Source organism: Cryobacterium sp. AP27 (assembly GCF_056680495.1).
Genome location: NZ_CM155285.1, coordinates 3056482 through 3081945 on the forward strand (window position 1 = coordinate 3056482; position 25464 = coordinate 3081945).

General features: G+C 67.3%; 21 protein-coding genes and 1 pseudogene. 13 read left to right on the plus strand and 9 right to left on the minus strand.

All coding sequences use genetic code 11. From position 1 onward, the window contains the following. Window positions 1-3: 3 nt before the first annotated feature. From AC1MB9_RS14490 to AC1MB9_RS14510, 5 genes are all read right to left on the minus strand, one after another. The gene (locus AC1MB9_RS14490; protein WP_479962632.1) at window positions 4-906 is read right to left on the minus strand and encodes a serine hydrolase; all 903 of its coding nucleotides are present in this window, start codon (window positions 904-906) and stop codon (window positions 4-6) included. A gap of 69 nt (window positions 907-975) precedes the next feature. Further along, window positions 976-2940 (minus strand): M13 family metallopeptidase, encoded by a 1965-nt coding sequence (locus AC1MB9_RS14495; RefSeq protein ID WP_479962633.1) that lies wholly within the window; start codon window positions 2938-2940, stop codon window positions 976-978. A 52-nt stretch (window positions 2941-2992) separates the two neighbouring features. Then, window positions 2993-4075, minus strand: coding sequence for a hypothetical protein (locus AC1MB9_RS14500; RefSeq protein WP_479962634.1), 1083 nt, complete (start codon window positions 4073-4075; stop codon window positions 2993-2995). After that, a complete protein-coding gene (locus AC1MB9_RS14505) occupies window positions 3994-4665 on the minus strand; it encodes a hypothetical protein (RefSeq protein WP_479962635.1) in 672 nt (223 codons plus the stop codon). The genes AC1MB9_RS14500 and AC1MB9_RS14505 overlap by 82 nt, the downstream gene beginning before the upstream one ends. Beyond that, complete coding sequence (locus AC1MB9_RS14510) at window positions 4662-5591, minus strand: ABC transporter ATP-binding protein (RefSeq protein ID WP_479962636.1); 930 nt, start codon at window positions 5589-5591, stop codon at window positions 4662-4664. Before AC1MB9_RS14510 ends, AC1MB9_RS14505 begins: the two co-directional genes overlap by 4 nt. Before the next feature lie 106 nt (window positions 5592-5697). Between AC1MB9_RS14510 and AC1MB9_RS14515 the strand changes: the two genes are divergently transcribed. From AC1MB9_RS14515 to AC1MB9_RS14530, 4 genes are all read left to right on the plus strand, one after another. Next, the gene (locus AC1MB9_RS14515) at window positions 5698-7029 is read left to right on the plus strand and encodes an MATE family efflux transporter (protein ID WP_479964661.1); all 1332 of its coding nucleotides are present in this window, start codon (window positions 5698-5700) and stop codon (window positions 7027-7029) included. Between the two features lie 131 nt (window positions 7030-7160). Next, on the plus strand, window positions 7161-8390 hold the full coding sequence (locus AC1MB9_RS14520) for an MFS transporter (RefSeq protein ID WP_479962637.1): 1230 nt from the start codon (window positions 7161-7163) through the stop codon (window positions 8388-8390). Between the two features lie 44 nt (window positions 8391-8434). Beyond that, entirely contained in the window at window positions 8435-9130 is a 696-nt protein-coding gene (nucS, locus tag AC1MB9_RS14525; RefSeq protein ID WP_479962638.1) for an endonuclease NucS, read from the plus strand. A gap of 97 nt (window positions 9131-9227) precedes the next feature. Then, window positions 9228-9896 carry an HAD hydrolase-like protein gene (locus AC1MB9_RS14530; protein WP_479962639.1) on the plus strand — a complete coding sequence of 223 codons (669 nt, stop codon included), beginning with the start codon at window positions 9228-9230 and terminating at the stop codon, window positions 9894-9896. Window positions 9897-9968: 72 nt separating this feature from the next. Here the strand turns inward: AC1MB9_RS14530 and hxlA are convergent, their stop codons facing one another. Beyond that, complete coding sequence (gene hxlA, locus AC1MB9_RS14535) at window positions 9969-10592, minus strand: 3-hexulose-6-phosphate synthase (protein WP_479962640.1); 624 nt, start codon at window positions 10590-10592, stop codon at window positions 9969-9971. Window positions 10593-10651: 59 nt separating this feature from the next. After that, window positions 10652-11245, minus strand: a complete 594-nt coding sequence (gene hxlB, locus AC1MB9_RS14540) for a 6-phospho-3-hexuloisomerase (RefSeq protein ID WP_479962641.1) — start codon at window positions 11243-11245, stop codon at window positions 10652-10654. 102 nt (window positions 11246-11347) lie between these two features. Here hxlB and AC1MB9_RS14545 point away from each other — a divergent pair, with 102 nt between their 5' ends. The 6 genes from AC1MB9_RS14545 to AC1MB9_RS14570 all read left to right on the plus strand — a co-directional run bounded on the left by AC1MB9_RS14545 (window position 11348) and on the right by AC1MB9_RS14570 (window position 18163). Continuing rightward, window positions 11348-12169: a helix-turn-helix transcriptional regulator gene (locus AC1MB9_RS14545; protein ID WP_479962642.1), complete on the plus strand. Its 822-nt coding sequence runs from the start codon at window positions 11348-11350 to the stop codon at window positions 12167-12169. Window positions 12170-12233: 64 nt separating this feature from the next. Next, on the plus strand, window positions 12234-12935 hold the full coding sequence (locus AC1MB9_RS14550) for a TetR/AcrR family transcriptional regulator (RefSeq protein ID WP_479962643.1): 702 nt from the start codon (window positions 12234-12236) through the stop codon (window positions 12933-12935). Between the two features lie 118 nt (window positions 12936-13053). Further along, window positions 13054-15159 (plus strand): 3-hydroxyacyl-CoA dehydrogenase NAD-binding domain-containing protein, encoded by a 2106-nt coding sequence (locus AC1MB9_RS14555; RefSeq protein ID WP_479962644.1) that lies wholly within the window; start codon window positions 13054-13056, stop codon window positions 15157-15159. 36 nt (window positions 15160-15195) lie between these two features. Further along, on the plus strand, window positions 15196-16431 hold the full coding sequence (locus AC1MB9_RS14560; protein ID WP_479962645.1) for an acyl-CoA dehydrogenase family protein: 1236 nt from the start codon (window positions 15196-15198) through the stop codon (window positions 16429-16431). A 65-nt stretch (window positions 16432-16496) separates the two neighbouring features. After that, window positions 16497-17243 (plus strand): AMP-binding protein, encoded by a 747-nt coding sequence (locus tag AC1MB9_RS14565; protein WP_479962646.1) that lies wholly within the window; start codon window positions 16497-16499, stop codon window positions 17241-17243. Further along, window positions 17204-18163 carry an AMP-binding enzyme gene (locus AC1MB9_RS14570; RefSeq protein ID WP_479962647.1) on the plus strand — a complete coding sequence of 320 codons (960 nt, stop codon included), beginning with the start codon at window positions 17204-17206 and terminating at the stop codon, window positions 18161-18163. Before AC1MB9_RS14565 ends, AC1MB9_RS14570 begins: the two co-directional genes overlap by 40 nt. A gap of 10 nt (window positions 18164-18173) precedes the next feature. Here AC1MB9_RS14570 and AC1MB9_RS14575 read toward each other — a convergent pair whose 3' ends face one another. Then, window positions 18174-19007, minus strand: a complete 834-nt coding sequence (locus AC1MB9_RS14575) for a class II glutamine amidotransferase (protein ID WP_479962648.1) — start codon at window positions 19005-19007, stop codon at window positions 18174-18176. A 146-nt stretch (window positions 19008-19153) separates the two neighbouring features. Between AC1MB9_RS14575 and AC1MB9_RS14580 the strand changes: the two genes are divergently transcribed. The 3 genes and pseudogenes from AC1MB9_RS14580 to AC1MB9_RS14590 all read left to right on the plus strand — a co-directional run bounded on the left by AC1MB9_RS14580 (window position 19154) and on the right by AC1MB9_RS14590 (window position 24802). After that, complete coding sequence (locus AC1MB9_RS14580; RefSeq protein ID WP_479962649.1) at window positions 19154-21676, plus strand: excinuclease ABC subunit UvrA; 2523 nt, start codon at window positions 19154-19156, stop codon at window positions 21674-21676. 99 nt (window positions 21677-21775) lie between these two features. Beyond that, entirely contained in the window at window positions 21776-23215 is a 1440-nt protein-coding gene (locus tag AC1MB9_RS14585) for a glycerophosphodiester phosphodiesterase (RefSeq protein WP_479962650.1), read from the plus strand. A gap of 117 nt (window positions 23216-23332) precedes the next feature. Further along, a pseudogene (locus AC1MB9_RS14590) lies at window positions 23333-24802 on the plus strand (MDR family MFS transporter). Here the strand turns inward: AC1MB9_RS14590 and AC1MB9_RS14595 are convergent. Next, window positions 24799-25443 carry a hypothetical protein gene (locus AC1MB9_RS14595; RefSeq protein ID WP_479962651.1) on the minus strand — a complete coding sequence of 215 codons (645 nt, stop codon included), beginning with the start codon at window positions 25441-25443 and terminating at the stop codon, window positions 24799-24801. The pseudogene AC1MB9_RS14590 and the gene AC1MB9_RS14595 overlap by 4 nt on opposite strands. Window positions 25444-25464 lie beyond the last annotated feature (21 nt).

Below are 25464 nucleotides of genomic sequence, written 5' to 3' on the forward strand. Positions count from 1 at the left end.
CGGTCAGTGAACGTATTCGAGCAGGTCGAGGCCGACGGACCGAAGCCCCGCATGCACCCGGAGCCGGGTGGACAGGTCCGTGTCGGTGAAGGACATCGCCACCGAATAGGTGACGCCGGCGCGGGGGCCCCGAAGGATGCCGACCTCGCTGCGCACTCCGGCCGATGTCCCGGTCTTGTTCACGAGCAGCAGACCGTGGTCGCCCTCACGATGAACGAAGGGGTCGAACCCGAAAGCCCCGGCCACCAGTGTGAGGTCCATGTTGAGAGACAACCATCCCAGCACCCGCTCGCTGGTCTCGGCATCGATAATCTCGCCGCGAGCGAGCGCGGTGAACAGCCAGGTGAGCTCCTTGGCGCTTCCGACCGACAGGTGCGGTGCGTCGTCGGGGCCCCGATGGTCGCGAACGCGATCGAGCAGGGCAGAACGTGTGAGGCCGAGTTTCTCCGTGCGGGCACGCACGGCCTCGAGCCCGACGGCGCGGATGAGCACGTTCGTCGCGAGACTGTCGTTCATCGACCCCACGAACGCGGCCAGATCGGCAATGGGCAACGACGGCGCCTGCAGGTGCTGCCAGAGGCCCGATCCGGAGACCGAATCGGCGACCGTGCGGTCAAGAACCGTCTGGGCGCCGAAATCGGCGTCCCGCAGTTTGGCGGCGACTTCGATGAGCAGCAACACGGTTCCGATATGGGCCGTGGGCATGACGACGTGGTCGTCCACGGAGAAGAGTACGCGGCCGGTTGTCAGGTCGGTGGCCCTCGCCGACACCTGCACGCCTTTGACGGCGAGGTCGCCGAGCGCTTCGAAGCCTCGGGAGAAATTCTCGGGTGCCTCGACGCCCAGGTGCTTGCCGTGGTGTTCGGCCTGGTGCCTCGAGCGTTTCTCAGAATCCCGCACTGCCATAACCACTCTCGACGGGCCTCTCTCGGTCAGGGTGTTCCCCGCAAATACCCTAACCCACGGGCCGGCGGGCTACCAGATCGTGACGCGCTGGTCGGGGTCGAGCCAGAGCGCATCCGTTTCGGTCACGTCGAAGGCCGTGTAGAACTCGTCAATGTTGCGCACGATCTGATTGCAGCGAAACTCGTTCGGAGAGTGCGGGTCGATCGACAGCAGTCGGATCGCCTCGGCGTCGCGCAGCTTCATCTGCCACGCCTGCGCCCAGGAATAGAAGAACCGCTGGGCACCGGTCAGCCCGTCGACAACGGGTGGCTCTTCGCCCCCGAGCGACAACAGGTAGGCCTTCCACGCGATGGACAGGCCACCAAGGTCGCCGATGTTCTCGCCGATCGTGAGGGCGCCGTTCACGTGGTGCTCGGGGACCTGCTTCGGGAACAGGCCGTCGTACTGCGCGATGAGTGAGCGGGTGAGCTCCTCAAAGGAGGCGCGGTCCGCCTCGGTCCACCAGTCCGTGAGGCGGCCGTCACCGTCGTACTTGGAACCCTGGTCGTCGAAGCCGTGGCCGATCTCATGCCCGATCACGGCGCCGATGGCGCCGTAATTCGCCGCGGCATCGCGCTCAGCCACGAAGAAGGGGAATTGCAGGATGGCGGCGGGGAACACGATCTCGTTGAAGCCGGGGTTGTAGTACGCGTTGATCGTCTGCGGCGTCATGAACCACTCGTCGCGGTCGAGCGGCTTGCCGATCTTGCCCAACTCACGCTGGAACTCGAACTCATTGGCCGCACGTACGTTGTTGATCAGGTCGCCCGGGGTCATCTCGAGGCTCGAATAGTCGCGCCACTTCACCGGGTAGCCGATCTTGGGCGTAAACTTCTCGAGCTTCTCCAGGGCACGACCTCTGGTCTCCTCGGTCATCCAATCGAGGGTCGAGATGCTCTGTCGGTAAGCCTCAACGAGGTGCGTAACGAGCACATCCATGCTTTCCTTGGCGCTCGGCTGGAAGTGGCGATCCACGTAGATGCGCCCAACTGCTTCCCCGAGCGCACCCTCTACGAGCGATACGCCACGCTTCCACCGCTCGCGCAGCTGCGGGGTGCCGCTGAGCGTGCGGCCGTAGAAGTCGAAGCTTGTCTCCACGAACTCGCCGGAGAGGTACGAGGCGCTCGACCGGATGATCTGCCAGCGCAGCCAGTCGCGCCAGGATTCCAGCCGGGCGTCGCTCATGGTGGCGGCGAGGCCCACGATATAGCTCGGCTCCCGCACAATGACTTCGTCGAGCGTTCCGGTCGGAGCGTCGATGCCCTCGAGCCACAGGTCGATGTCGGCGCCGGCCGCGAGCGCAGAGAACTGGCCCCAGGTACGCCGGTTGTACGTCTTCTCACTGTCGCGCGTTTCGACCTTGGTCCAGTGATGGGAGGCCAGCTCGGTTTCGAGTTCGAACACGCGCTGGGCGCGCCCCGCGGCGTCATCGACGCCCGCAAGGGTGAACATCCGCTCGATGAAGGGAACGTAAGCCTCGCGAATGGCGGCGAATTTCTCTTCCCGGTAGTACGACTCGTCGGGCAGGCCCAACCCACCCTGTTCGATGAACACGCGGTAGTTCTCGGGGTCTCCCGGATCGTTGTCGACGAAGAGATGGAACGCACCGCTCACGCCGGCCCGTTCCAGCCGACCGAGGTCGGCGAGCAGCTCGGAGATGGACGTGATGGCGTCGACGGTGGCGAGGTCGGCGACCAGGGGCGTGGCACCGAGGGCCTCGATGCGTTCCTCGTCGAGGAAGCTGGTGAACAGGTCACCGAACTTGCGCTCCAGCGTGCAGGGCTCGGCCGATTGCGCCTCGACGATGATGTCGCGCACGGCCTTCTCGGATTCCTCGGCGAGCAGGGTGAAGGAGCCCCAGCGTGCCTTGTCACTCGGGATCTCGGTGCGCGAGATCCATTTGCCGTTCACGTGCAGAAACAGGTCGTCCTGGGGCCGAATCTCCGGGTCCAATTCACTTCGGTCGATTCCGGATGCGCTCACCTGATCAGTCATGCGTCCAGCATATTCCGGTGGGCTGGCCGTCGAGTCACGTCGAGTCCGTAGATCACGGCACCAGGTCGCGGCGGCGCATTCCCAGCAGCGCAAGAGTGGCGACCACGACGGCCAGGGCCAGCATTCCCCCGTTCCCAGTCCAGTCGGTGCCGACTCCTGCTATTCCGGGCGTATGACTGAACGGCGACAGCGCCCGTACGGCCTCCGACAGCCCGAGCAAGCCCCCGAACTGACCGACGAAAAGCGACACGAGCAGCACGGCCCAACTCAGTCCCATGCTCCAGCGCGGCAGGAAGGCGAACATGGCGGCCGCGATCGTGAGCAGCAAGAGGACGGCGGGCAAGTGCGCCGCCCCCGCGGCGGCCACGTTCACCACGCGCTGCCCGGTCGCGGCCGAGCGGGTCAGCCCGATGGCCGCGCCGAACACCGCAGCGCCGGTCACCGACAGCCCAGCGATGGCGCCGACCAGCAGGTAGTCCAGCAGCCAACGGATCCGGGACAGCGGCGTGGCGAGCAGGAGCTCCGCCGAGCGGTTGATTTCGTCCTGCCGCATGCGAACCATGGTCTGCGTCGCCGCGGCCGCCGCCACCACCCCCACGATGCTGAACATCGCGGCGAGAAAGACATCGATCACGGCCCCATCGCTCGCCGAACCCGCCCCGGCCGCCGGTTGGTTCTCTGTAATGCTGCTGAGTGCGGTGAGTACACCGGCATTCGACCTGACCAGCGCCAGCACGGTCTCGCCGAGCAGACCGGCGAACAGACCGAAGACGCACCCGGCGAGCGACCACCCCACGACGGCCGGCCACTGCAGGCGCCACACGAGGGCGACCGAGCCGCGCAGCGCGTGCGCGGCTCCCTCACGTCCGGCTCGTTCGGGCACCAGTCCCGCCCCGACATCGCGGGCGGATTGCAGCACAGCCACCACAGCGAACACGAGCACGCTCAAGCCCAGATTGAGCAGCAGCGGAACGAGGGTGGTCGCGGTAAATGCGTTCGTCTGCTGTCCCCAGCCGATCGGAGAAAGCCAGCTCGGCCAGGCGCTCGTCATGCTCAGGCCGTCCGCATTGATGTTGCCCGTCGAGTCTCCGATCGCGCGAAGGGCGTAGGCGGCGGCCACCGCGGCGGCGGCCACCCCCGTGGCCCCCGACTCGTGCGCATCAGCTGCGCGCTCAACAGCCCAATTGCGAGAAAGGAGCCTCCGATGGCCGCGAGCGCCAGACCGGTCACGACCGATCCCGTTACGTCGAATCCGGCAGCGAGCAGAGCCAACGCCACCACCGCGCCCATCACGATGTTGGCGCTCAGGCCATGCAGGGCAGTGGCGAGCAGGGGCAGGATGCGTGCGGCCGGGGTTGCGCCCACCAGATCGGCGCGTCCGGACTCCTCCTCGGCACGACTGTGGCGCACGGCGAGAAAGATGCTCATGAGCGCAAACAGCACGGAAAGGAACGTGAACAGCTGGAAGAAGACGAGGGCGTCGATATCCGCTCCCTGGGGATTGCCCCGCAGCATCAGAACGCTCGGTGCCCGGATGGCGAGGCGCATGAGCGCCTCGCGTTCGGGGAGCGTGCCGAAACTCATCACCACCGCCGGCACGCTCAACCAGACCAGGGCGGCGAGGGAGAGGATCCAGACCGTCAGCCGCATCCGGTCACGCCGCAGGCGCAGCCACCAGAGCGTTTCCAGTGTGCGGAGGCGTCCGAGGGTTCCGAGGTCCGTCATGGGTGGTCCTGGGTCGCCACATCCTCACGATAGTGGCGCAGAAAGAGCTCCTCGAGCGAGGGCGGCGCCACCGTGAGACCCTCCACGCGAAGGGCGGCCAGAACCGGGAGAACGTCGGGCAGTTGGGCGCTGTCCGTGGTGAAGGTGATTCGTTCCGCGTCGACCGTGACGTCACGGGCGGACGGGAGTCGGTTCTCGAAGGCGGCGACGGTCAACGGACCGAGGCTCGACCCGGAGAACCCCACCTGGGTGCGGGTCAGGTGACGCAGCTCCGACAGGGACCCCGTTTCGATCGTCTTGCCCTGGCGAATGATCGTGACGCGGTCGCAGAGGTGCTCGACCTCGGAGAGGATGTGGCTGGACAGCAGCACGGTCACGCCGTCCTCCGACAAAGCCTTCACCTCGCGGCGGAACACGGCCTCCATCAACGGGTCGAGCCCGGCGGTGGGTTCGTCGAGAATGAGCAGATCCGCAGGGGCCGCAAGTGCGGCCACAAGCGCGACCTTCTGGCGGTTCCCGGTGGAATAGGTGCGCCCCTTCTTGGTGGGATCGAGCTGGAAGACATCGAGAAGGTGCTGTCGCCTGGGCCGGTTGGCCCGCGGGTCCGTGCCGCGCAGCCGACACAGCACGTCGATGATTTCACCGCCGGACAGGCTCGGCCACACGCTCACGTCGCCGGGAACGAAACCGACTCGTTCGTGGATGACGGCGGCATCCGTCCAGGGGTTGCGGCCGAAGACGGCCGCGCTGCCGGCACTGGCGCGCACCAAACCGAGAAGAATGCGGATGGTCGTCGACTTGCCGGCGCCGTTGGGGCCGAGAAATCCGTGAATCTCGCCCTCGGCCACCTGCAGGTCGAGCCTGCCGAGTGCCTGCACACGTCCAAAGCGCTTCTGAAGGCCCTCCGTCACGATGACAGCGTTCATACTCTGAGGCTACGCTCGCCCGCGCCGTTTGGCTCCGGTCGGCGGAGAACTTTTTACGTGCCGGGCGGCGAACGGCGCGGCACCGGAGCGAACTAGAGTCGACTGCATCAGACTCTTCACTCCCCAGGCCATCGATCGCGACATTCTGCGCCTCGCCGTACCAGCCCTCGGGGCGCTCATCGCCGAGCCTCTGTTTCTGCTCGCCGACTCGGCCATGGTCGGTCACCTCGGCACCACGCCCCTCGCCGGGCTGGGGCTCGCGAGCGCGGTGCTGCAGACCATCATCGGGCTCATGGTGTTTCTGGCCTACAGCACGACGCCCGCCGTCGCCCGGTGGCTGGGCGCCGGTGACACGCGCCGGGCCGTGAGTGTCGGCATCGACGGCCTGTGGCTGGCCCTCGGCCTCGGCGTCGTGCTCGCCGTTGTCGGCCGGGTCGCGACCCCGGTGCTGGTCGGTGCGTTCGGTGCCGAGGCAACAGTCACCGCGGAGGCCGCGACCTACCTCGGCATCTCCATGTTCGGTTTGCCCGCCATGCTGCTCGTGTTTGCCGCGACCGGGCTGCTGCGCGGGCTGCAGGACACGCGTACCCCACTGTTTGTGGCCGGTATCGGGTTCGCCGTCAACATCGCGTTGAACTACCTGTTCATCTACGTGCTCGGCTGGGGCATCGCCGGTTCCGCCGTGGGCACCGTTGTCGCCCAGTGGGGAATGGTCGCCCTGTATCTCGTGGTGGTGGGGCGGCACGCACGCCGGGTGCACGCCAGGCTGCGGCCGCATCGCGGGGGCATGCTCCTCGGCGCGCGCAGCGGCGGCTGGCTGTTTGTGCGCACCCTGAGTCTGCGTGCGGCGATGCTGCTCGCCGTTTTCGTCGCAGCCCGGCTGGGCTCGCCGGAGCTTGCGGCGTTCCAGATCGCCATGACCCTCTTCGCGACCCTTGCCTTCGCCCTCGACGCCCTGGCCATCGCCGCGCAGGCACTCGTGGGCCGTGGACTCGGCGCCCACGACATCGCCGGGGTGCGCGCGGTGCTGCGCCGGTGCCTCGAGTGGGGCGTGTTGGCCGGCATTGGGCTCGCGGTGCTGGTGATTGCCACGAGCGGCGTGCTCGGACACCTGTTCACGAACTCGCCCGCCGTGACGCAGCTGCTGCCGGCGACGCTCGTGGTCCTGGGACTCTCGGTGCCCCTCGGCGGCGTGGTCTTTGTGCTCGACGGGGTATTGATCGGTGCCGGGGACGCGCGCTACCTCGCCCTGACCGGCCTGGTGAACCTCGCCGCCTTCGTTCCCCTCGCGCTGGGTGTGCTGCTGTGGGCTCCGAGCGGATCGACGGGACTCGCGCTGCTGATGGCTGCATTCGCTCTCGGTTACCTCGGTGCTCGGGCGGTCACGCTCGGGGCGCGAGCGCGCACCACGCGCTGGATGGTGGTCGGCGCTCACTGACTGCCACCCGGCGGAGAGGAATCGAATCGGGCGGTCCTCAGACCCCCCTCGGCGAGTGTCGGCCCGATAGCCTTGACGGGCGATCCTCGCGGATCGATTCCCACCCCTCAGAAAACAAGGTGCCACGTCTCGTGATTGACCGCCCCGTCCCCTCCGCCGCCCGGCACGCCCTCTTCATGTGGCGCAATGCCGTGTTCGCGACCTTTTTTGTCAGCGGCCTCGGCCTCGCCTCCTGGATGAGCCGGATCCCCTCGGTACGGGACAGCCTCGGCCTCGACCAGACTCGCGTGGGCCTGCTCATCTTCGGCCTGTCCGCGGGGTCGGTCATCGGCCTCATCCTGGCCGCCTGGCTCCTCGCCCGGCTGGGTGCCCGCCGCGCCATGACGCTCAGCATGTCGCTGGCCGCCGCCGGGCTCGTGCTCATGGGCGCGGGCGTGAGCCTGTTCCCCTCCGCCGCCTTCGTCTTCTGCGCCCTCGCCGTGTTCGGATTCGGCATGGGCTCGCTCGACGTGATGATGAACGTGGAGGGCGCGGCCGCGGAACGGGAGGTCGGCCGAACACTCATGCCACTGATGCACGCCTGCTTCAGCCTCGGAACCGTCTTGGGCGCGCTCGGCGGGGCCGCGGCGTCCGTTCTGCAGGTCTCGGTGTTTTGGCATCTGGCATTCATCGCCGTGCTGGTTCTCGGCACGGTGGTGGCCGCCGTGCGATTCCTGCCGCTGCGCCATGAACTCGGCGACGATACCCCGGCGGAGCGCGCCGAATCGTGGCGCGAACGCCTCGCGCAGAACCTCACGGTCTGGCGCGACCGCAAACTCCTGCTGATCGGCATGATCGTGCTCGGCATGACCTTCGCGGAGGGCTCGGCCAACGACTGGCTCGCCCTCGCCGCGGTCGACGGCCACGGGTTCACGAACGCCTCGGGGGCGATCGTCTTCGGCGTGTTTGTCGGGGCCATGACCGTGGGCCGGGTGCTCGGCGGGCCGGTCCTCGACCGCTTCGGCCGCGTGGCTGTGCTTCGCGCGAGCGCGATCGTGGGAATTCTGGGGTTAGTTCTTTTCATTCTGGCGCCGGCGGCCTGGCTCGTCTATGCGGGAACCGTATTGTGGGGCCTCGGGGCGTCGCTCGGATTTCCGGTGGGGATGTCCGCCGCGGCCGATGACGCCAGGAATGCCGCCGCTCGGGTGAGCGCCGTCGCCATGATCGGGTATTTCGCTTTTCTGGTCGGTCCGCCCGTTCTGGGCCTGCTCGGCGATGCCTGGGGCATTCTGAATGCGTTGTACGTGATTTTGGCGCTGATGGTGCTCGCCGGGCTGGCTGCCCCGGCGGCTCGGCCTGCGGCCTCCCCTCCCCGCCCCTGAGCGCAGCGGATGCGCCGGTCGCCTCTGGCGGTTAAGCTCGTCGGGTGCGCCTTGTTATTGCGAATTGCTCCGTTGACTACGCCGGAAGGCTCAGCGCGCATCTGCCGCTCGCCACCCGCCTCCTGATGATCAAGGCGGACGGAAGCCTGCTCGTGCACTCCGATGGCGGCTCCTATAAGCCACTCAACTGGATGAGCCCGCCCTGCGCACTGTCGGTGCAGGAACCGGATGCCGACCAGTCCGCCGCCGGCATCACCGCGTTGTGGACCGTGACACATCTGAAGACCGCCGACGAACTCGTGGTGAGCATCTACGACGTGCAGCACGATTCGGCCCACGAACTCGGCGTCGATCCCGGCCTCATCAAAGAGGGCGTCGAGGCGCACCTGCAGAAGCTTCTCGCGGAGCACATTCACCTGCTCGGCGATGGCCACACCCTTGTACGTCGCGAGTACATGACCGCGATCGGCCCGGTCGATATCCTCGCCCAGGATTCCGGCGGGCGCTCCGTGGCCGTCGAGCTCAAGCGCAGGGGAGACATCGACGGCGTGGAGCAGCTCACCCGGTACCTGGAACTCATGAACCGCGACCCGCATCTTGCGCCGGTGACCGGAGTCTTCGCCGCCCAGGAGATCAAGCCGCAGGCCAGGCGACTGGCCGAGGACCGCGGCATCCGCTGCCTGCTGCTCGACTACGACGCGATGCGCGGTATCGACGACACCAAGACCCGCCTGTTCTAGGCCGGGCAGGTGCTCGCGCCGGGACGCCAGGTCGGCTCGCAGCACTGTACTTCGGGTACATGGAGGGTTTTCCCATGTACACACATAGGATAAGTGAGTGAATCCCACCCTTACGCGCACCTGGAGTGCCATCCTCTTTGACCTCGACGGAACGATCACTGACTCCGCCCCGGCCATCACCCGCTCACTCGCCCGCACCTTCGCTCTGTTGGGCCGCCCCGTACCCTCCGACCACGCGTTGCTCGCCTACGTCGGCCCTCCCTTGCTCTCCGCCTTTCAGGAGTACGCCGGGATGACCGCCGAGGAGGCCGCCGAAGCCGTCGTCGTGTATCGCTCGGAGTACCACGGCGCCGCCGCCCTCGACACCGCAATCTACCCCGGCGTGCACGGGCTGCTCGAGCGTATCCATGAGGCCGGAATTCCCCTCGCCCTCGCCACGAGCAAACCCGAGACGACCGCGATCGAGATACTCACGCATTTCGATCTGGCCCGGTTCTTCACCGTGATGGTCGGTGCGTCCGCCGATGACACCCGTGCCACGAAGGCCGACATCGTGTCGGAAGCGCTCCGTCGCCTCGGCGAGACCGGCGCCGATGTGAGCACCCCCGTGCTCGTCGGAGACCGCCACCACGACGTCGACGGCGCCACCGCGAACGACCTCCCCGCCATTCTCGTCGAGTGGGGCTACGGCTCGCCGTCGGAGGCGACGGAGGCCACCGCGATTGTGCACTCCACCGACATGCTCGCCAAGCTCCTGCTCGGCTAGCTCGACTCCTCATATAAGACAGCACTGGCGCCCCGGACCTGGTCCGGGGCGCCAGTGCTGTCTGAACGAGGCCTAGATGATCGCGGCGCGCAGCTCTGCTGCGGCAGCGGCGGGGTCGGTCGCACCGTAGATGGCGCCGCCGGCCACGGCAACGGATGCCCCGGCGCGCTGGACCGAGGCGATCGTCGAGACGTTCACGCCACCGGCGAGCGAGAACGGAACCTTCGCGGTCTCGCCCTGGTTCAGCAGGCTGTCGAGCGAGAAGCCTGCTTCGGCCTGCTCGTCGAGACCCGCGTGCATCTCCACGAACGCGGCGCCGAGCGCCGTCACCTCACGGGCACGGGTCACCTTGTCGGCAACACCGATCAGGTCAACGACAACGCCCTTGCCGTGCTTGGTCCCTGCCGCGACGGCACCGATGATGGTGCTGTCTCCGGCCGTGCCGAGCACGGTGACGAGGTCGGCGCCGGCCGAGAACGCGATGTCGGCTTCAAGCTCGCCGGCGTCCATGGTCTTGAGGTCGGCGAACACGATCTTGTCCGGGTGGGCGGCCTTGATCGCGGTGACGGCGCGCAGGCCCTCCGCCTTGATCAGCGGGGTGCCGAGCTCGATGATGTCCACGTGCGGTGCGACCGCAGCGGCCAGTTCAAGGGCTGCCTCGGTGGTGAGTACGTCCATTGCTACCTGAAGCTTCATGGGGATCTTCTTTCTGTCGTGTGAATCTGTCGTGTGAGTGGGTGTGAAAAATCGGGGTGCTACTCGAGGTTGGCGTGGCGAGGCCACAGTTCCTCGGCCGTGGCGCCGGAGGCCTTCCACAGGGCGTGGAAGATCGCGTCGCCGACCAGCAGAACGCTCTGCTCGAACAGTCCGCCGGAGTATTGCGTCGAGCGCGGTCCGCCGTGGTCCTGTTTCGCGGCCGCCGGAATCACCACGGTGACCTCAGCCAGGGCGGCGAGGGGAGAACCGGCATCCGTCGTGAACGCCACGATGCCCACGCCCGCCGCTGCCGCGGTTTCGGCGGCACGCACAATGGCGCCCGTTGTTCCGGAGCCGCTCGCCGCCAGCAGGACATCACCCGGTGCGATCGCGGGGGTGGTCACGTCACCGACCACGTGCACGGTGAGCCCGAGGTGCATGAGGCGCATCGCGGTCATCCGCAGGGCCAGGCCGGAACGGCCGGCGCCGAGCACGAAAACACGCTCGGCCCGCTGCAGACGCTCCGCCGCGGCGTCGAGGGGTGCAGGGGATGCGTCGCGCAGCCGGTCGACCACGTGCACGTTCTCGGCGCAGATGGTGCCGAGGGCATCCGCCGCGCCGATCCGAATCGGGGTAGTTGTCGTTGCGTTCATGTCGTCTATCTTCTGCTCATTCGGGCGGGAATGCCGCCCGCCGAACGACTAGTTCACCTACCCAATCGGGTGGTTTGTGCGAGGATCGGGTAGGTTGTACGCATGACTTCTCCTATCCCTTCCCAGGATTCACGCCTCGCCGCCGCCGAGAGAACGAAGATCATCGCCGACCTCACGGATTCCCACGCCACCACCCTGGAGTCCCTGCTCGCCGTGCTGCGGTCGAGCTCCACGAGCGATGTGGCCGCGCGTCAGGTGGCGACGGATCTGGCCGCAGCGGCGATGGTGGCGCTGCGCGCTGTGAGCGACCTCGACCGCTCACTCACCGAGGAGCCCGTGGCACAGGCCTTCGAACGGCTGCGCGCCGATCTCCGCCCGCTGGTACGGTTCGGTGACCTTGACGTGCAGTTCATCGAGCCGCCGGTGAACGGCCGCGCCCTGCCCGGCGAGGTCGCGCACGAGGGTCGCGCGATCGTGCGCGGTGCCGTGCTGGCGCTCGTGGAGCAAAGCGGAGTGGCGAAGGTGCGCGTGCAGTGGGACTGCGATGGGAGCAACCTACTGATCCGCATCCGTGACGACGGCCCCGGCGATCTAACCCCAGAGGTGCCGAGCGTGCGCCAGCTGTCCGCCAGGGTCGTGGCGCTCAGCGGGGACCTGCAGGTGCAGGCGACGCCCGGGTGGGGCTCTGAAATGTCGGTGACGCTGCCGCTCGACCCGCCGGCGGCATCCGTGGTCACCGAGGCGGCCTGGGGCCTCAGCCCGCGGGAGCGCGACGTGCTGGTGCTCGTGGCTTCGGGCGCACGCAATAAGGCGATCGCCGCGGACTTGCTGATCAGCGAGAATACGGTGAAGTTTCACGTGGCGAACCTACTGCGCAAGGTGGGCGCGTCAACGCGCGCCGAACTCGCCTCGCTGGCTCGCTAAATCCGACGGGCGTTCGAACTTGGCGACGGGGCCACGCCCCGTTTCGTGATATTTTCACCTCACCATGTCTGACCTCTCTGCCTCCGCCGTTTCCGCTCACCGCACCCGCGTCGATGTCGCCGATATTGCCGTCCGACTTTTCCACGACCAGGGCTACGAGGCCACGTCGGTGACCCAGATCGCCGAGTCCGCCGGAGTGTCCCGGAGCACGTTCTTTCGGCAGTTCGGGTCGAAAGACGATGTGATCTTCGCCGACCACGATGAGCTGCTCGAGCAGATTTCCACGTTTTTCGCCACGCACCATCCGGATCCGTGGATTGCCGTCTGCGACGCGGCAGCACTCGTTTTCGAGCGTTTCCGCGAACGACTCGAAATCGTGCGGCTGCGGGACCTCGTAGTGCGCGAATCCCAGGTCTTGCGCGACCGCGAGACCATCATGGTGTCACGCTACGAGAAAATCTTCGCCGCGTACCTCCGACGGATGCTCCCGGGCGTCCCCCCGCTCACGGCGATCCGCTTCGCCAACGCCGTCACCACAACGCATAACTTCGAGCTGCGACGCCTCATTCGTTCCGACGGCCCGGTTGGGTCGGAGGAACTCGCTGACGAGCTCCTCGTCGTTCGCCGTCTCTTCTCCCCCGACGCCGTTCCGGGCGCCGGTCTCGCACCGCGCTCCGACCTCGTCGTAGCGGTATTCCCGGCCTCGGCGTCGCCGCACGAGATGGCCCTCGCCCTTGAAGAGCAGCTCCGCACGCTCGCACGCTGAGGCCCGGCCACCGGGATTTCCTCGCCCAACGCCCAATTGGGACTGAGGTTCAGTTGACATGAGACTCAGTGTCAGCTAGACAGTACCTATATCTGTCGGTTCGGCGCGAAGGAGCACCGTGGTTAGTGAAGTGAACACTCGAGTCACGGTCAGCCGGCACGTCAGCGCCGGTCAGAAGATCGCCGTGGTCACATTCATCCCGGCGCCAGGCCGCCTCGTCACGTGGACGACGGCCGCGCTGCGGGCCCTCGGCCGCGCCGTGCGCACGATCGACGCCAGCCAGGTCGACGCCGTCGCCTTCATCGGCACCGGGTCCGCATTCGGCGCAGGCGCCGACCTCGCCGGCTTCCGGTCGGCCACCTCTGCCGCCGATGGCGCGAGCATTGCGCGCGACGGCTACTCCGCCTTCAACGCGATCACCGGCCTCACCGTACCCACCTTCGCGTTTCTCAACGGCGCAGCCGTCGGTGGCGCCCTCGAGCTCGCGCTGCGAACCGACTACCGCACGGTCGCCGCGACCGCCCGCAACATCGGGCTGCCGGAAGTTCGTCTCGGCCTCGTCCCCGGCTGGGGCGGCCTCACGTCGCTCTGCGAACTCGTCGGTGTGAGCGCGGCCGCCGATGTCGCCGTGACCCGCTCCCTCAGCGGCCGCCACCTCTCGGCCCTCGAAGCGCACGCGATCGGCCTCGCCGACGTTGTACTGCCCGGCGCAGGCTTTCTGGACGCGTCTCTCGCCTGGGCTGCCGCCCGGCTTGCCGGCGTCGTCCCGGTCGCCGAACGGGGCGCCGCCGCGCCGTGGAATCCCGACACGGTGCGCAGTGGAGTCGCCGCGCGCATCCCCGGATCGCTTCCGGCCGTTGACGCCGCACTCAGCCTGCTCTCCGCGTGGAATCAGCACCCCGCAGCACGACCCGACCCCGATCGCACCGCCGCCCGGCACGCTCGGGGGCCTGACGCGCTCGAGGCCGCCACACTCACCGCCTTCGGCGACCTGCTGCACAGCGACGAGTGCCGGGCCGGCATCTACGCCTTCTTCGCCGTGCAGGCGGCTCGCAAACGCAGCAGACCCGCCCGCCAGACGGGAAGCGGCGCCGCCGTGACCCAGGTGGGCGTCGTCGGCGGCGGCCTGATGGCCACCCAGCTCGCCTTCCTGTTCGCGGAGCGCCTCGACGCTCCGACCCACCTGATCGACCTCAGCCCCGAGCGCGTCGACCTCGCCCTCGAACGGGTCACCGGGCAGCTCGACCGCTCGGTCAGGCGAGGCATGAACCCTGCGGAGCGCGAGCGGATCGAGGCCCTGATCACCGCCGGCACGGAGGCCGCCGCACACACGAGCTGCGACATCGTGATCGAGGCCGTGTTCGAGGACCTGACGGTGAAGCGCCAGGTGTGGGCATCCGTCGAAAACGTCGTCAGCGACACCGCGGTGCTGCTGACCAACACGTCATCACTGTCCATTGAAGAGCAGGGCGCTCACCTGCGGCACCCGGAACGTCTGATCGGCTTCCACTTCTTCAATCCGGTCGCCGTACTCCCCCTCGTCGAAATCGTACGGTCCGCCCACACGAGCCCGGAGGCCGTCGAGGCGGCATTCGCCCTGGCCGGATCCCTCGGCAAAACCGCGGTGCTCGTGAAAGACTCCCCCGGTTTCGTCGTCAACCGTCTCCTCACCCGCCTGTTCAGCGACACCCTCGAACTCATCGACGCCGGAACGGATGCCCGCACCGTCGATACCGCCCTGGTGGGCGACGGCCTGCCGATGACCGCACTGACCCTGCTGGGCTATATCGGCCCGGCGGTGCAGCTGCACATTCTCGAAACCATGAACGACGCTGCGGCCGAACGGTTTCGGGTGAGCCCCAGCCTCGCCCGCATCGTCGAGCTCGGGCTCACCGGCTACCTCGGTGACGACGGCCAACTCCGCCCGGAGGTCATGGCCATCATCGTGGACGTCGCGGTCACCTCACCGCGTGCACTGCCGACCGGCCCGGACGACATCCGCGCGTTCCTGCTGTCCGGCCTCGCCGACGAAGCCTGGCGCATGCTCGCCGAGGGCACCGTGGAGAGCGCCGATGACATCGACGCGTGCATGATCCTCGGCGCCAACTACCCGCAGCACACCGGAGGGCTCACGCCCCTGCTCGACCGGTCCGGGGCTTCCCGCGCCGCCAACGGCGTCACGTTCCACGAACCCGGTGTTGCCAGCGCGCCCGTTCCGGCCTGAACCCGAAATCCTCCCTCCCCTGAAAGCGAGCCAGCCATGACCTCCGCACCCGCACGGAACGCAGAGCGTACCGACATTGAAAAAACGGAGGCTCCCGACTACGACGTCTCCGTGCCCCTCGACACGGACTACTACGCCGTTTTCGCCGGCGTTCCCGCCGCTGACCGTGCCTTCTGGGCTCGGGCCAGAGGCTTCGCCGAGGAGAGCCTCGACGAGCTCACGGAGGCGTGGGACAAGGGCGAGTACCCGCTGCACCTCGCTCGCCGGCTGGGGGAACTCGACCTGCTCACCGACGGGTGCGAGGGGCCCGGCCTCACGCCCATGTCCCCTCTCGCCGCCGGTCTCGTCAACATGGAGATCTCCCGCGGCGACGGATCAATGGGAACCGTCGTGGCCGTACAGGGCGGGCTCGCCCTGCGCAGCATCGCGCTGTTCGGCAGCGACGAGCAGAAGGCCACCTGGCTGGTCCCTCTGGCCAGGGCCGAGAAGCTCGGTGCTTTTGCGCTGACCGAACCCGAGCACGGTTCGGACTCCGTGGGACTCGAAACCACCGCGCGTCGCGAGGGCGACGAATGGGTCATCACCGGGGAGAAGATGTGGATCGGCAACGGCTCCGTCGGCGACGTCACGGTGGTCTGGGCGCGTGACGACGAGGGCAATGTGCGCGGTTTCCTCGTAGACCAGGCCACGCCCGGCTACCTCGCCGAGACCATGACAGGCAAGGGCTCGCTTCGCGCCATCCATCAGGCCCGCATCGTGCTGGACAACGTGCGCGTCCCCCTGGATGCCGTACTTCCCGGCACCCACACGTTCAAGGAGACCGCAACGGTGCTCTATGCCACCCGCCTCGGAGTGGCCTGGTCTGCCCTCGGCCACGCCACCGCGATCTTCGAAGCCGCGCTCAACTACTCGACCCAGCGCATCCAGTTCGGCAAGCCGCTCGCCGGGTTCCAGCTGGTTCAGGAGCGCCTCACGGTGATGCTGTCCCGGCTCACGTCCATGCAACTGCACTGCATGCACCTGGCCACTCTCGACGCGGCCGGCACCCTGCGGCCGATCCAGGCCTCCCTCGCCAAGTACCACAACACCCGAGCGGCCAGAGAGATCGCCGCGCTCGGTCGCGACATGCTCGGCGGGAACGGAGTCCTGCTCGAGAATCACGTGATCAGGCACATGGCCGACATCGAAGCCATCCACACCTATGAGGGCACGGAAAGCGTTCAGGCCCTCCTCATCGGGCGCGACCTCACCGGGGTCAGCGCCTTCAAGTAGCACTCGCTCCCGCGCGGCACCTGCACGACTCATTCGATCTTGTACACCCTGACAAAGGAGTCTTCGTGATTGACCCGCAGCCTGGTTCCCCCAACGATTCGCCGCTCACCCCGATGCGGTTCCTGCAACGTGGCGCAGAAGTATTCCCGAATAAGAATGCAATTGTGTACGGTGCTCGCACGTACACGTACGCCGAGTACTCGGCGATGGCCCAGCGAATGGCCCGCGCCATCCGCGCTCTCATCGAACCGGGCGATCGCGTCATATTCCTGGCACCGAATATTCCGGAAATGCTCATCGCCCACTTCGCGGTTCCCCTCGCCGGCGGCGTGCTCGTGGCCCTCAACTCGCGCCTGGCCAAGCCGGAGATCGACTATGTGATCGCGCACTCCGAGGCCAGCCTGCTGTTCCTCGACGCCGAACTGGTCGGCACCGCCGGGTCGGCCTACGACGCGAGCCCCGCGCTCAGGCACGTGGTCGAAATCGGCGACCCGGAGTTCGGTCTCGCGGAGAGCGGGCTCTCCTTCGGCCAGCAGAGCCTCGAGTCGTTCCTCGCCGAGGCGGACCGCATCGTTCCCGGCAGCTTCGACGACCGGCCGCTGCGCTGGGAGGTGGAGGACGAGCGTGACGTGATCGCGATCAACTACACCTCCGGGACCACCGGAAAGCCCAAGGGTGTGATGTACACCCACCGCGGTGCGTACCTCAACTCTTTGGCGAGATCTTCCACAACCAGTTCACGAGCGACTCGGTGTACCTGTGGACCCTGCCCATGTTCCACTGCAATGGCTGGTGCACTCCGTGGGCGGTGACCGGCGCCGGCGCCACCCACGTGTGCCTGCGTGCCGTTCGGGCCGAGGCCGTCTGGGGCGCGATCGATGCGCTCGGCGTCACCAACCTGTGCGGAGCCCTCACGGTGTGCGGCATCATCGCCGACGCACCGCAGGCGCACGTGGTGGCACAGCCGCTCAGCATCACGACGGCCGGGGCGCCGCCCTCTCCCACGGTCATCGAAGCGCTCGACGCCCTCGGCGTCAACGTCGTGCACGTGTACGGCCTGACCGAGGTCTACGGGCCGTACACGATCTGCGAATACCAGCACGAATGGGATGATCTTCCGAGGCACGAGCGGGCACAGAAGATCTCCCGCCAGGGCGTCGGGATGCTGCAGGCCGAGTCCGCGCGTATCGTCGACGCGGACATGGTCGACGTTCCCGCCGACGCGCAGACCATGGGCGAGATCGTGTTGCGCGGCAACAACGTGATGGCCGGGTACTACAAGGACGCGGAGGCCACGGCGGAGGCCTTCCGTGGCGGCTGGTTCCACACGGGCGACCTCGGCGTGATGCACCCCGACGGTTATATCGAGTTGCGCGACCGCGCCAAGGACATCATCATTTCGGGCGGTGAGAATATTTCCACGATCGAGGTGGAGAACGCCATCTTGTCCCACCCAACCGTGCTCGACGTGGCCGTCGTTGGTGTTCCGCACCCCAAGTGGGGAGAACGCCCCAAGGCGTACGTCGTGCTGCGGCCCGACGTCACGGTCACCGAGATGGACCTGCTGACGCACACGCGCGACATGATCGCGCGCTTCAAAGTCCCCGACTACATCGACTTCGTCGAAGCCCTGCCGCGGACCGCCACCGGAAAAATCATGAAGGTCGCCCTGCGCAAACTTCAGGAAGAGGACGTGGCACCGCAAGCGCCACCCCTCTCCACGACGGCCTAGCCGTCCCGGCCTACGAGCGTTGTCGGGTCAGAACGCTGGGTTCCAGATCGAGCAGGCGGGTCGTGGTCTCCAGCGTGTCGAGGTCCACGCGCGTGACGCTCTCGGCCGGAAGCGGCTCCCACCCGACAATGTCGAGCCCACTCGACGCGAACACGATTGTGCCGTCGTCAAACCGCCGCTGGCGCATCAGGTAGTAGGCGGTGCGATGATCCTGAGGAAGGTTGAGCAGGCCGCTCGCGTCGAACAGGTCGTGCGGCGTATCGGCGTTCTCGCTCGCGTGCACCGCAATCAGCTCTGTGGAGGTGAGAATGATCGCATTCATGCTCAGGTCGGGATAGATCGGGCGCAACTCGAGCACGGTGCGGCACACGGCATCGAACGGAGCGTGCCCGTCGGCGATCTTGCTGCGAATCACGGCCAGATACCGCTCGCTGTCAGTGTCTCCCTCGAGCGCCCCCAGCAGATCCGGGGCAATGTGCTCATCCATTGCCGACGAGGGTGAGAGGGAACCGTTGTGCGCGAAGGCGAAACCGTCGCGCACAAACGGATGCGTGTTCGCGGGCTGGCAGGTCATGCCGTCCGTGGCCATCCGCAGGTGCACAAGTTGGGCCCGGGAGAGCCGGTCCGACAGTGCCTCCGTCAACCGTTCGTCGCCCTCGCCGGTCAACGCAGAGCGTTCCTTCTTCACCACGCGGTCGGCGGCGGAATCATCGACAATCCAGGCACTGCCCCAGCCGTCTTTGTGCAACTCGGTCATGTCCTGGAAGACGGCGCTTTGATTTCCGCCCAGCACCTCGCGGGTGGTACGTGGAGCGGGAGATGCATAGGCGAGCAGCCGGCACATAACTGCCTTTCGTGACGGATTCCCCGGGGACGCACCCAAGGGTTTTCCTCCAGATTACGGCACGATCCGGTCGGCGTCGGGATGACGCAGAAAGAAGGGGCAGGGCCGGCGTGCCCAGCCGGTCCGTCTCCCGTAACATTGCACGGATGCAGCCAGACTCAACGTCCGCATTCGCTTCCACGACCGATCCCCACGGCGCAGACGGTTTCGTGCGCGTACGCGGAGCGCGCGAGAACAACCTCCGCGGCGTCGACGTCGACGTGCCGCGCGACGCGATCGTCGCCTTCACCGGGGTCTCGGGCTCCGGCAAGTCATCGCTGGCCTTCGGCACGATCTTCGCCGAGGCGCAGCGCCGGTTCTTCGAATCGGTCGCACCATATGCGCGCCGGCTGATTCAGCAGGGTCACACTCCGCACGTCGACGAGATCACCGGCCTGCCGCCCGCGGTCGCCCTGCAGCAGCGCCGCGGAACGCCGAGCTCCCGCTCGAGCGTGGGCACCGTGACCACCCTTTCCAACTCGCTGCGAATGTTGTATTCCCGCGCAGGCATGTATCCAGAGGGCGCCGCCCGGCTCGAATCGGATTCCTTCTCCCCCAACACCGCGATGGGAGCGTGCCCCGCGTGCCAGGGACTCGGCACCGCGCACACGGTAACCGAAGACTCTCTCGTTCTCGATCCCGGCCTGACTATTCGCGAAGGCGCCGTGACGGCGTGGCCAGGGGCCTGGCAGGGCAAGAACCTGCGCGACATCCTCAGCGCCCTGGGCTACGACGTCGACACCCGGTGGCGCGACATGTCCCGCGCCGACCGGGACTGGATCCTGTTCACCGAGGAACAGCCGGTCGTCGACATCATGCCGGAGCGAGAACGCCCGCGGCCCTACAAGGGGAAATTCTGGAGCGCACAGAGCTACGTCATGCACACCCTCGCCGACTCCAAGAGCGCCTCGGTACGGGGCCGTGCGCTGCGGTATGTGAAGTCAGGGCCCTGCGCGCTATGCGGTGGGAGCGGACTCACCCGGGCCGCACTCGCCGTCACCTTCGACTCCCGCAGCATCGCCGAACTCAACGCGCTTCCGCTGACCGAGCTCGCCGCTGCCCTCCGCGCGCACCCGGACGGGGCGCCCGACGCGCGCGCCGAGGTGGCCACCACGATCACCGCCGACCTGGGCCGACGACTCGACGTGTTACTCGAACTGGGCCTCGGCTATTTGAGTCTGGGGCGCGCCACCCCCACCCTCTCCCCCGGTGAAATGCAGCGTCTGCGTATCGCCACCCAGCTGCGTGCCGGGCTCTTCGGGGTGATCTACGTGCTCGACGAACCGTCCGCCGGACTGCACCCGGCGGACGCCGAGCCACTGCTCGCCGTTCTGGAAGAGCTCAAGTCCACGGGCAACTCTGTGTTCGTCGTGGAGCACAACATGGACGTCGTGCGCCGAGCGGACTGGGTCGTGGACGTGGGACCGCACGCTGGCGATAACGGCGGACGCGTTCTCTACAGCGGGCCGACGGATGGCCTCGCGACCATTCCCGAGTCGATCACCCGAGAGTTCCTCTTCACGCCACAGCGCACCCCGGTCGCCGCTGGCGCATCGCGGCATCCACTCGGCTGGCTCGCGCTGGAGGGCATCACCCGTCACAATCTGCAGAACCTCGACGCCCGCTTCCCCCTTGGAGTGCTCACGGCCGTCACCGGCGTCTCCGGGTCGGGCAAATCCACGCTCGTGAGCCAGGTGCTCGCCGAGGCCGTGGGCCGGCACCTGCATCCCGAACAAGACGTGCGCACGTCAACGGCCGCGGCCGGAGCCGCCGACGACGATGATGCTCCCGATGACACCGACACCGAGTCGACGACTAGCGTGCGCGCGATGGCCGGCGCCGATGCCATCGACCGAATCGTGCGAGTCGACCAGAAGGCGATCGGACGCACACCTCGGTCCAATCTCGCCACGTATACCGGTCTCTTCGATGCGGTGCGATCCACATTCGCCGCAACCCCCGAGGCACGCGCACGCAAGTACGGCGCCGGCCGGTTCTCGTTCAACGTGACTGGCGGGCGGTGCGCCACCTGTCTCGGTGAGGGCTTCGTGGCTGTCGGCCTGCTGTTCCTGCCCGGCAGTTACGCACCCTGCCCGGATTGCGGCGGGTCGCGGTACAACCCCGAAACGCTGGAGGTGAGCTACCACGGCAAGAACGTCGCCGAGGTGCTCGGGCTCACGGTCGACGCTGCCGCCGAGTTTCTCGCGGACGTACCCGTCGCGCGGCGCAGCCTCGACACGCTGCGAGAAGTAGGACTCGGCTACCTGCGTCTCGGGCAGCCGGCCACCGAGCTCTCCGGCGGAGAGGCGCAGCGCATCAAGCTCGCCACCGAGCTGCAGCGCGCGCGCCGCGGGCACACACTCTACGTGCTCGACGAACCAACGACCGGGCTGCACCCGGCCGACGTCGTTCTGCTGCTCCGTCAACTAAACCGCCTGGTCGACGCCGGAAACACCGTGATCGTGGTGGAGCACGATATGGATGTGGTGGGCGCCGCGGACTGGGTGATCGACATCGGACCGGCCGGCGGCGACAAGGGCGGGAACATCGTGGCCGAAGGCACCCCGCAGGTCGTGGCCACCCACCCCACGAGTCGCACCGCCCCCTACCTTGCGCTCAGCCTCGGCTGAGCCGCCGCGCCACGCTGGTGGACTCGACATGCACGCCGTCCAGGGAGTAGGTTCCGGCTCGGCGCCCCCAGACGGTGCCGTGGAGAGTGAGGTTCCGCCGTGTCCCTGAATCGGCGGCATTTTCTCTGGCTGGGGGCGTCGGCGGTCGTGCTCACGGCGTGCCGGCCCACGCCCCGCACGCCGAGCGCGTCGCCGACACCGACGGCATCCGTCGTACCCAACCCCATCGATGTGCTTTTTGCGACGACCTCCCCGGTCTTCATCGCCCACCGCGGATCCGGCGACAACTGGGTGGAGCACACATTCGATGCCTACACCCGCTCGATCGCGTTCGGGGCGCGGGGCGTGGAGGTGTCGGTCGGCGCAAGCTCCGACGGCGTTCTGCTCTGTCACCACGACGCCACGACGACGCGCATGACCGGTGAACAACTCGTGATTGCCGAGACCCCCTGGAGCACCCTGTCGAACCTGCGCAACGACGCACGGGATTGGCTTGGACCCGCTACCGCGCTGCAACCCATCCCCCGGCTCGAGGACGTGCTCAACGCTGTCGCCCGAAGACGCATCGTCTTCGTGGAGGACAAGCAGGGCACCCACCAGCCCCAGCTGATCGGGCTGATGGAGACCTTTCCCGAGGCGACCTCGCATTTCGTCTGGAAGCAGTCCGTGGAATTTGCGCCTCCCGCGGCCATAATCTCGGCCGGGTACAAGACGTGGGGGTACTTCACCAAGAACCTTTACGCGCGGGCGGAGGAGCTCGGCGCGCAGCACGACTACCTCGGCGTCGAGCATTCGGCCACCGACGACGAAATCGCGCAGGTCGTAGCGCTCGGCAAACCGGTGATCGCCTGGCCCATTCATTACCGTTCCACCCGAGACCGCATGGTGAGCCTGGGGGTGACCGGCATGATGTGTTCCAACGTGCCGTACGTCTCGACGACGGTTCCCTCGGCCACCACGGATGCCTTTGCGTCGGGCTTGCGCGCACCGGGCGACCTCCCGTGGGCCGCGCACACACAGCTGCAACCGGTGATCACGGCGGAGACGGCGTCCATCGCGCTCTCCGCCCATGGGGCGCAAAGCTATCTGATGGGCTCCTTGTGCCCGGTACCGGCCGATACGTACACCCTGACGTGGGAGATGCGCTGGCCGACCGACCTTCCTCCCGGCGCCTCCGACGACGCCGGGATAGCGTTCGGTACGCCCGATGACCGCCCCTACCGCGTGGGCACGCCGGGCGACACGCCCGGGTACCACGTGACGGTGCAGGCGAACGGTCGTGTCGAGCTGTTCAGCCGGCCGGCCCGGACCGAGTCAGGGGTCTCCCTGGGCGTCCTGCGAACGGCACCGGTCCAACCCGGGGAATGGCTGCGCCTGCAGGTCACCGTGGCGGCCGCCGGCATCCGCGTGTGGCGAGTCGACGGCGCCGGCTGGGCTCTCGACAGCCCGGACACCTCCTACCGGGGTCGATACTTCTGGCTCTGCAAGAACTACGACGCCGGCCCACCGGTTGAGTTCCGCTCCATCTCGGTCAGCTAAGTCACTCCCAGCAGGAATAAAGCACACCCCGCACGACGCTGGCATAGACGTGCGCACGCGACGGTGCTGCGCGCCGTCTCCACCGCGATCGCCGTCGCACCATTGACAGGACCCTGAATGACCGAACGCACTCTTTCCCAGCCGACCGCGACCGCCGACGCGGCCCCGATCGTCGATGACTCAAGGCGCAACCGCCTCGTCATCGGAATCTTGCTGACCTCGGCATTCGTCGTGATCCTGAACGAGACGATCATGGGCGTCGCCCTCCCGCATCTCATGACGGACCTGGGCATCACGGCGTCCGCGGCCCAGTGGTTGACGACAGCATTCATGCTCACCATGGCCGTGGTCATCCCGATCACCGGTTTCCTGCTGCAGCGCTTCAACACCCGGCCGGTTTTCATCGCGGCCATGTCGCTCTTCAGCCTCGGCACCCTGATTGCGGCCATCGCCCCCGGTTTTGAGGTGCTGCTCGTGGGCCGCGTGGTGCAAGCCAGTGGCACGGCGATCATGCTGCCCTTGCTGATGACCACCGTCATGACGCTCGTCGCACCCGCCTCGCGCGGCAAGACGATGGGAAACATTTCCATTGTCATTTCGGTCGCCCCGGCCATCGGCCCCACCATCTCGGGCATCATCCTGAGCGTGCTCGACTGGCGGTGGATGTTCATTCTGGTTCTCCCCATTGCCCTGGGTGCGCTGTTGCTCGGTGCCGCCCGGATCCAGAACGTGACAACGCCGCGCACGATACCGATCGACGCCCCGTCCATCATCTTGTCGGCCTTCGGGTTCGGCGGGCTGATCTACGGACTCAGCAACCTGCGTTCCACGGGCGAATCGGGTGTCAATATCGGCGTCATCTCGCTGATCGTCGGTGTGCTGGCCCTCCTCGCCTTCGTGCTTCGCCAGGTCAGCCTGCAACGTTCGGATCGCGCACTGCTCGACCTGCGCACCTTCCGCTCGGCCACGTTCACGATCGCTATTGTCATGCTGGGTCTGAGCATGATTGCCTTGTTCGGCACCCTGATCCTGCTGCCGATCTATATGTAGAACGTTCTCGGCCTCGATGCCCTGTCGACCGGCCTGCTTCTTCTTCCCGGCGGAATCACCATGGGAGTTCTCGCGCCGTTCGTGGGTCGGATCTACGACCGATTCGGCCCGACGGTACTCCTGGTTCCCGGATCAATCCTGGTCAGTGGCGCCCTCTGGTCCATGACGCTCATGGGAGCATTCACCGCCCCCGCCCTGCTGATGGCGGCGCACATCACGCTCAGCGCCGGACTTGCCCTCATCTTCACGCCACTGTTCACCGCGAGCCTCGGGTCCCTCCCGCCTGAACTGTACTCGCACGGCAGCGCGGTGGTCGGAACCGTGCAGCAGCTCGCGGGCGCGATCGGAACCGCGCTGTTTATCGCCGTCCTGTCGGCGTCATCCGCGGACCTGATAGCCGACGGCGCATCCGCGGCCACGTCCACCGCGGCCGGCGTTCACGCGGCGTTTGTATACGGCGCGGTCATCTCCGTGTTCGCGATTCCCCTCGCCTTCCTCGTGGGCCGCGCCCGACTCAGCACACAGCCGCTGGGCTAGGCTCGTCGGCCGGTGATCACGGCAGGGTGGTCATCGGGAAGGCCGTGCCGCTTGCCCGCGCCCAGCAAGCGCTCGTTCTTTTTCTCCCAGTCGGCGACCGCCGTGCGCACGGGGTCGATGGCCTTCGCCTCCGCGCAGCTCACGGTGCGCCGCCCGCATACGCAGTACAGCGGCTTGTCGGTGTCGTCGTGGTGCAACACGGCCAATCGCCAAATCACCGCCATGGCCCAGTCGATCTGGCGCGAGGCCAGCTCGGTCTTCCGCTCCGCTCGTTTGACCAGGTCGTTCTGTAGCAGCCCGCGCACGCCGTCGCTCGGGGTGTCGTCAAACTGTTCGGCCACGAGGTGGGCAAGCTCGGTGATCTGAGCGGACAGGTCAGCGATACTCGCATCCCGCTCGGCGAGGCCCTGCTGGGTGGTCGCCACGTAGGCGCGGTGCATCGACTGCTCGTCGCTGAACAGGTCGACCCAGAGTCGCACATGGTCTTCGTCCCGGCGCTCCGCCTTGTCGGAGCCCACGTGACGGGTACAGAATGAGCACACCACCTGGTCGCTCGCCGACGTGAAGTTGAACGGTTGCCGCGACCGACAACAGAAGCATTGCGCCAGAAGATCGACGTGCAATTCGTACGCGTGGGTCAATTCGGCTCCGAATTCTGTGCG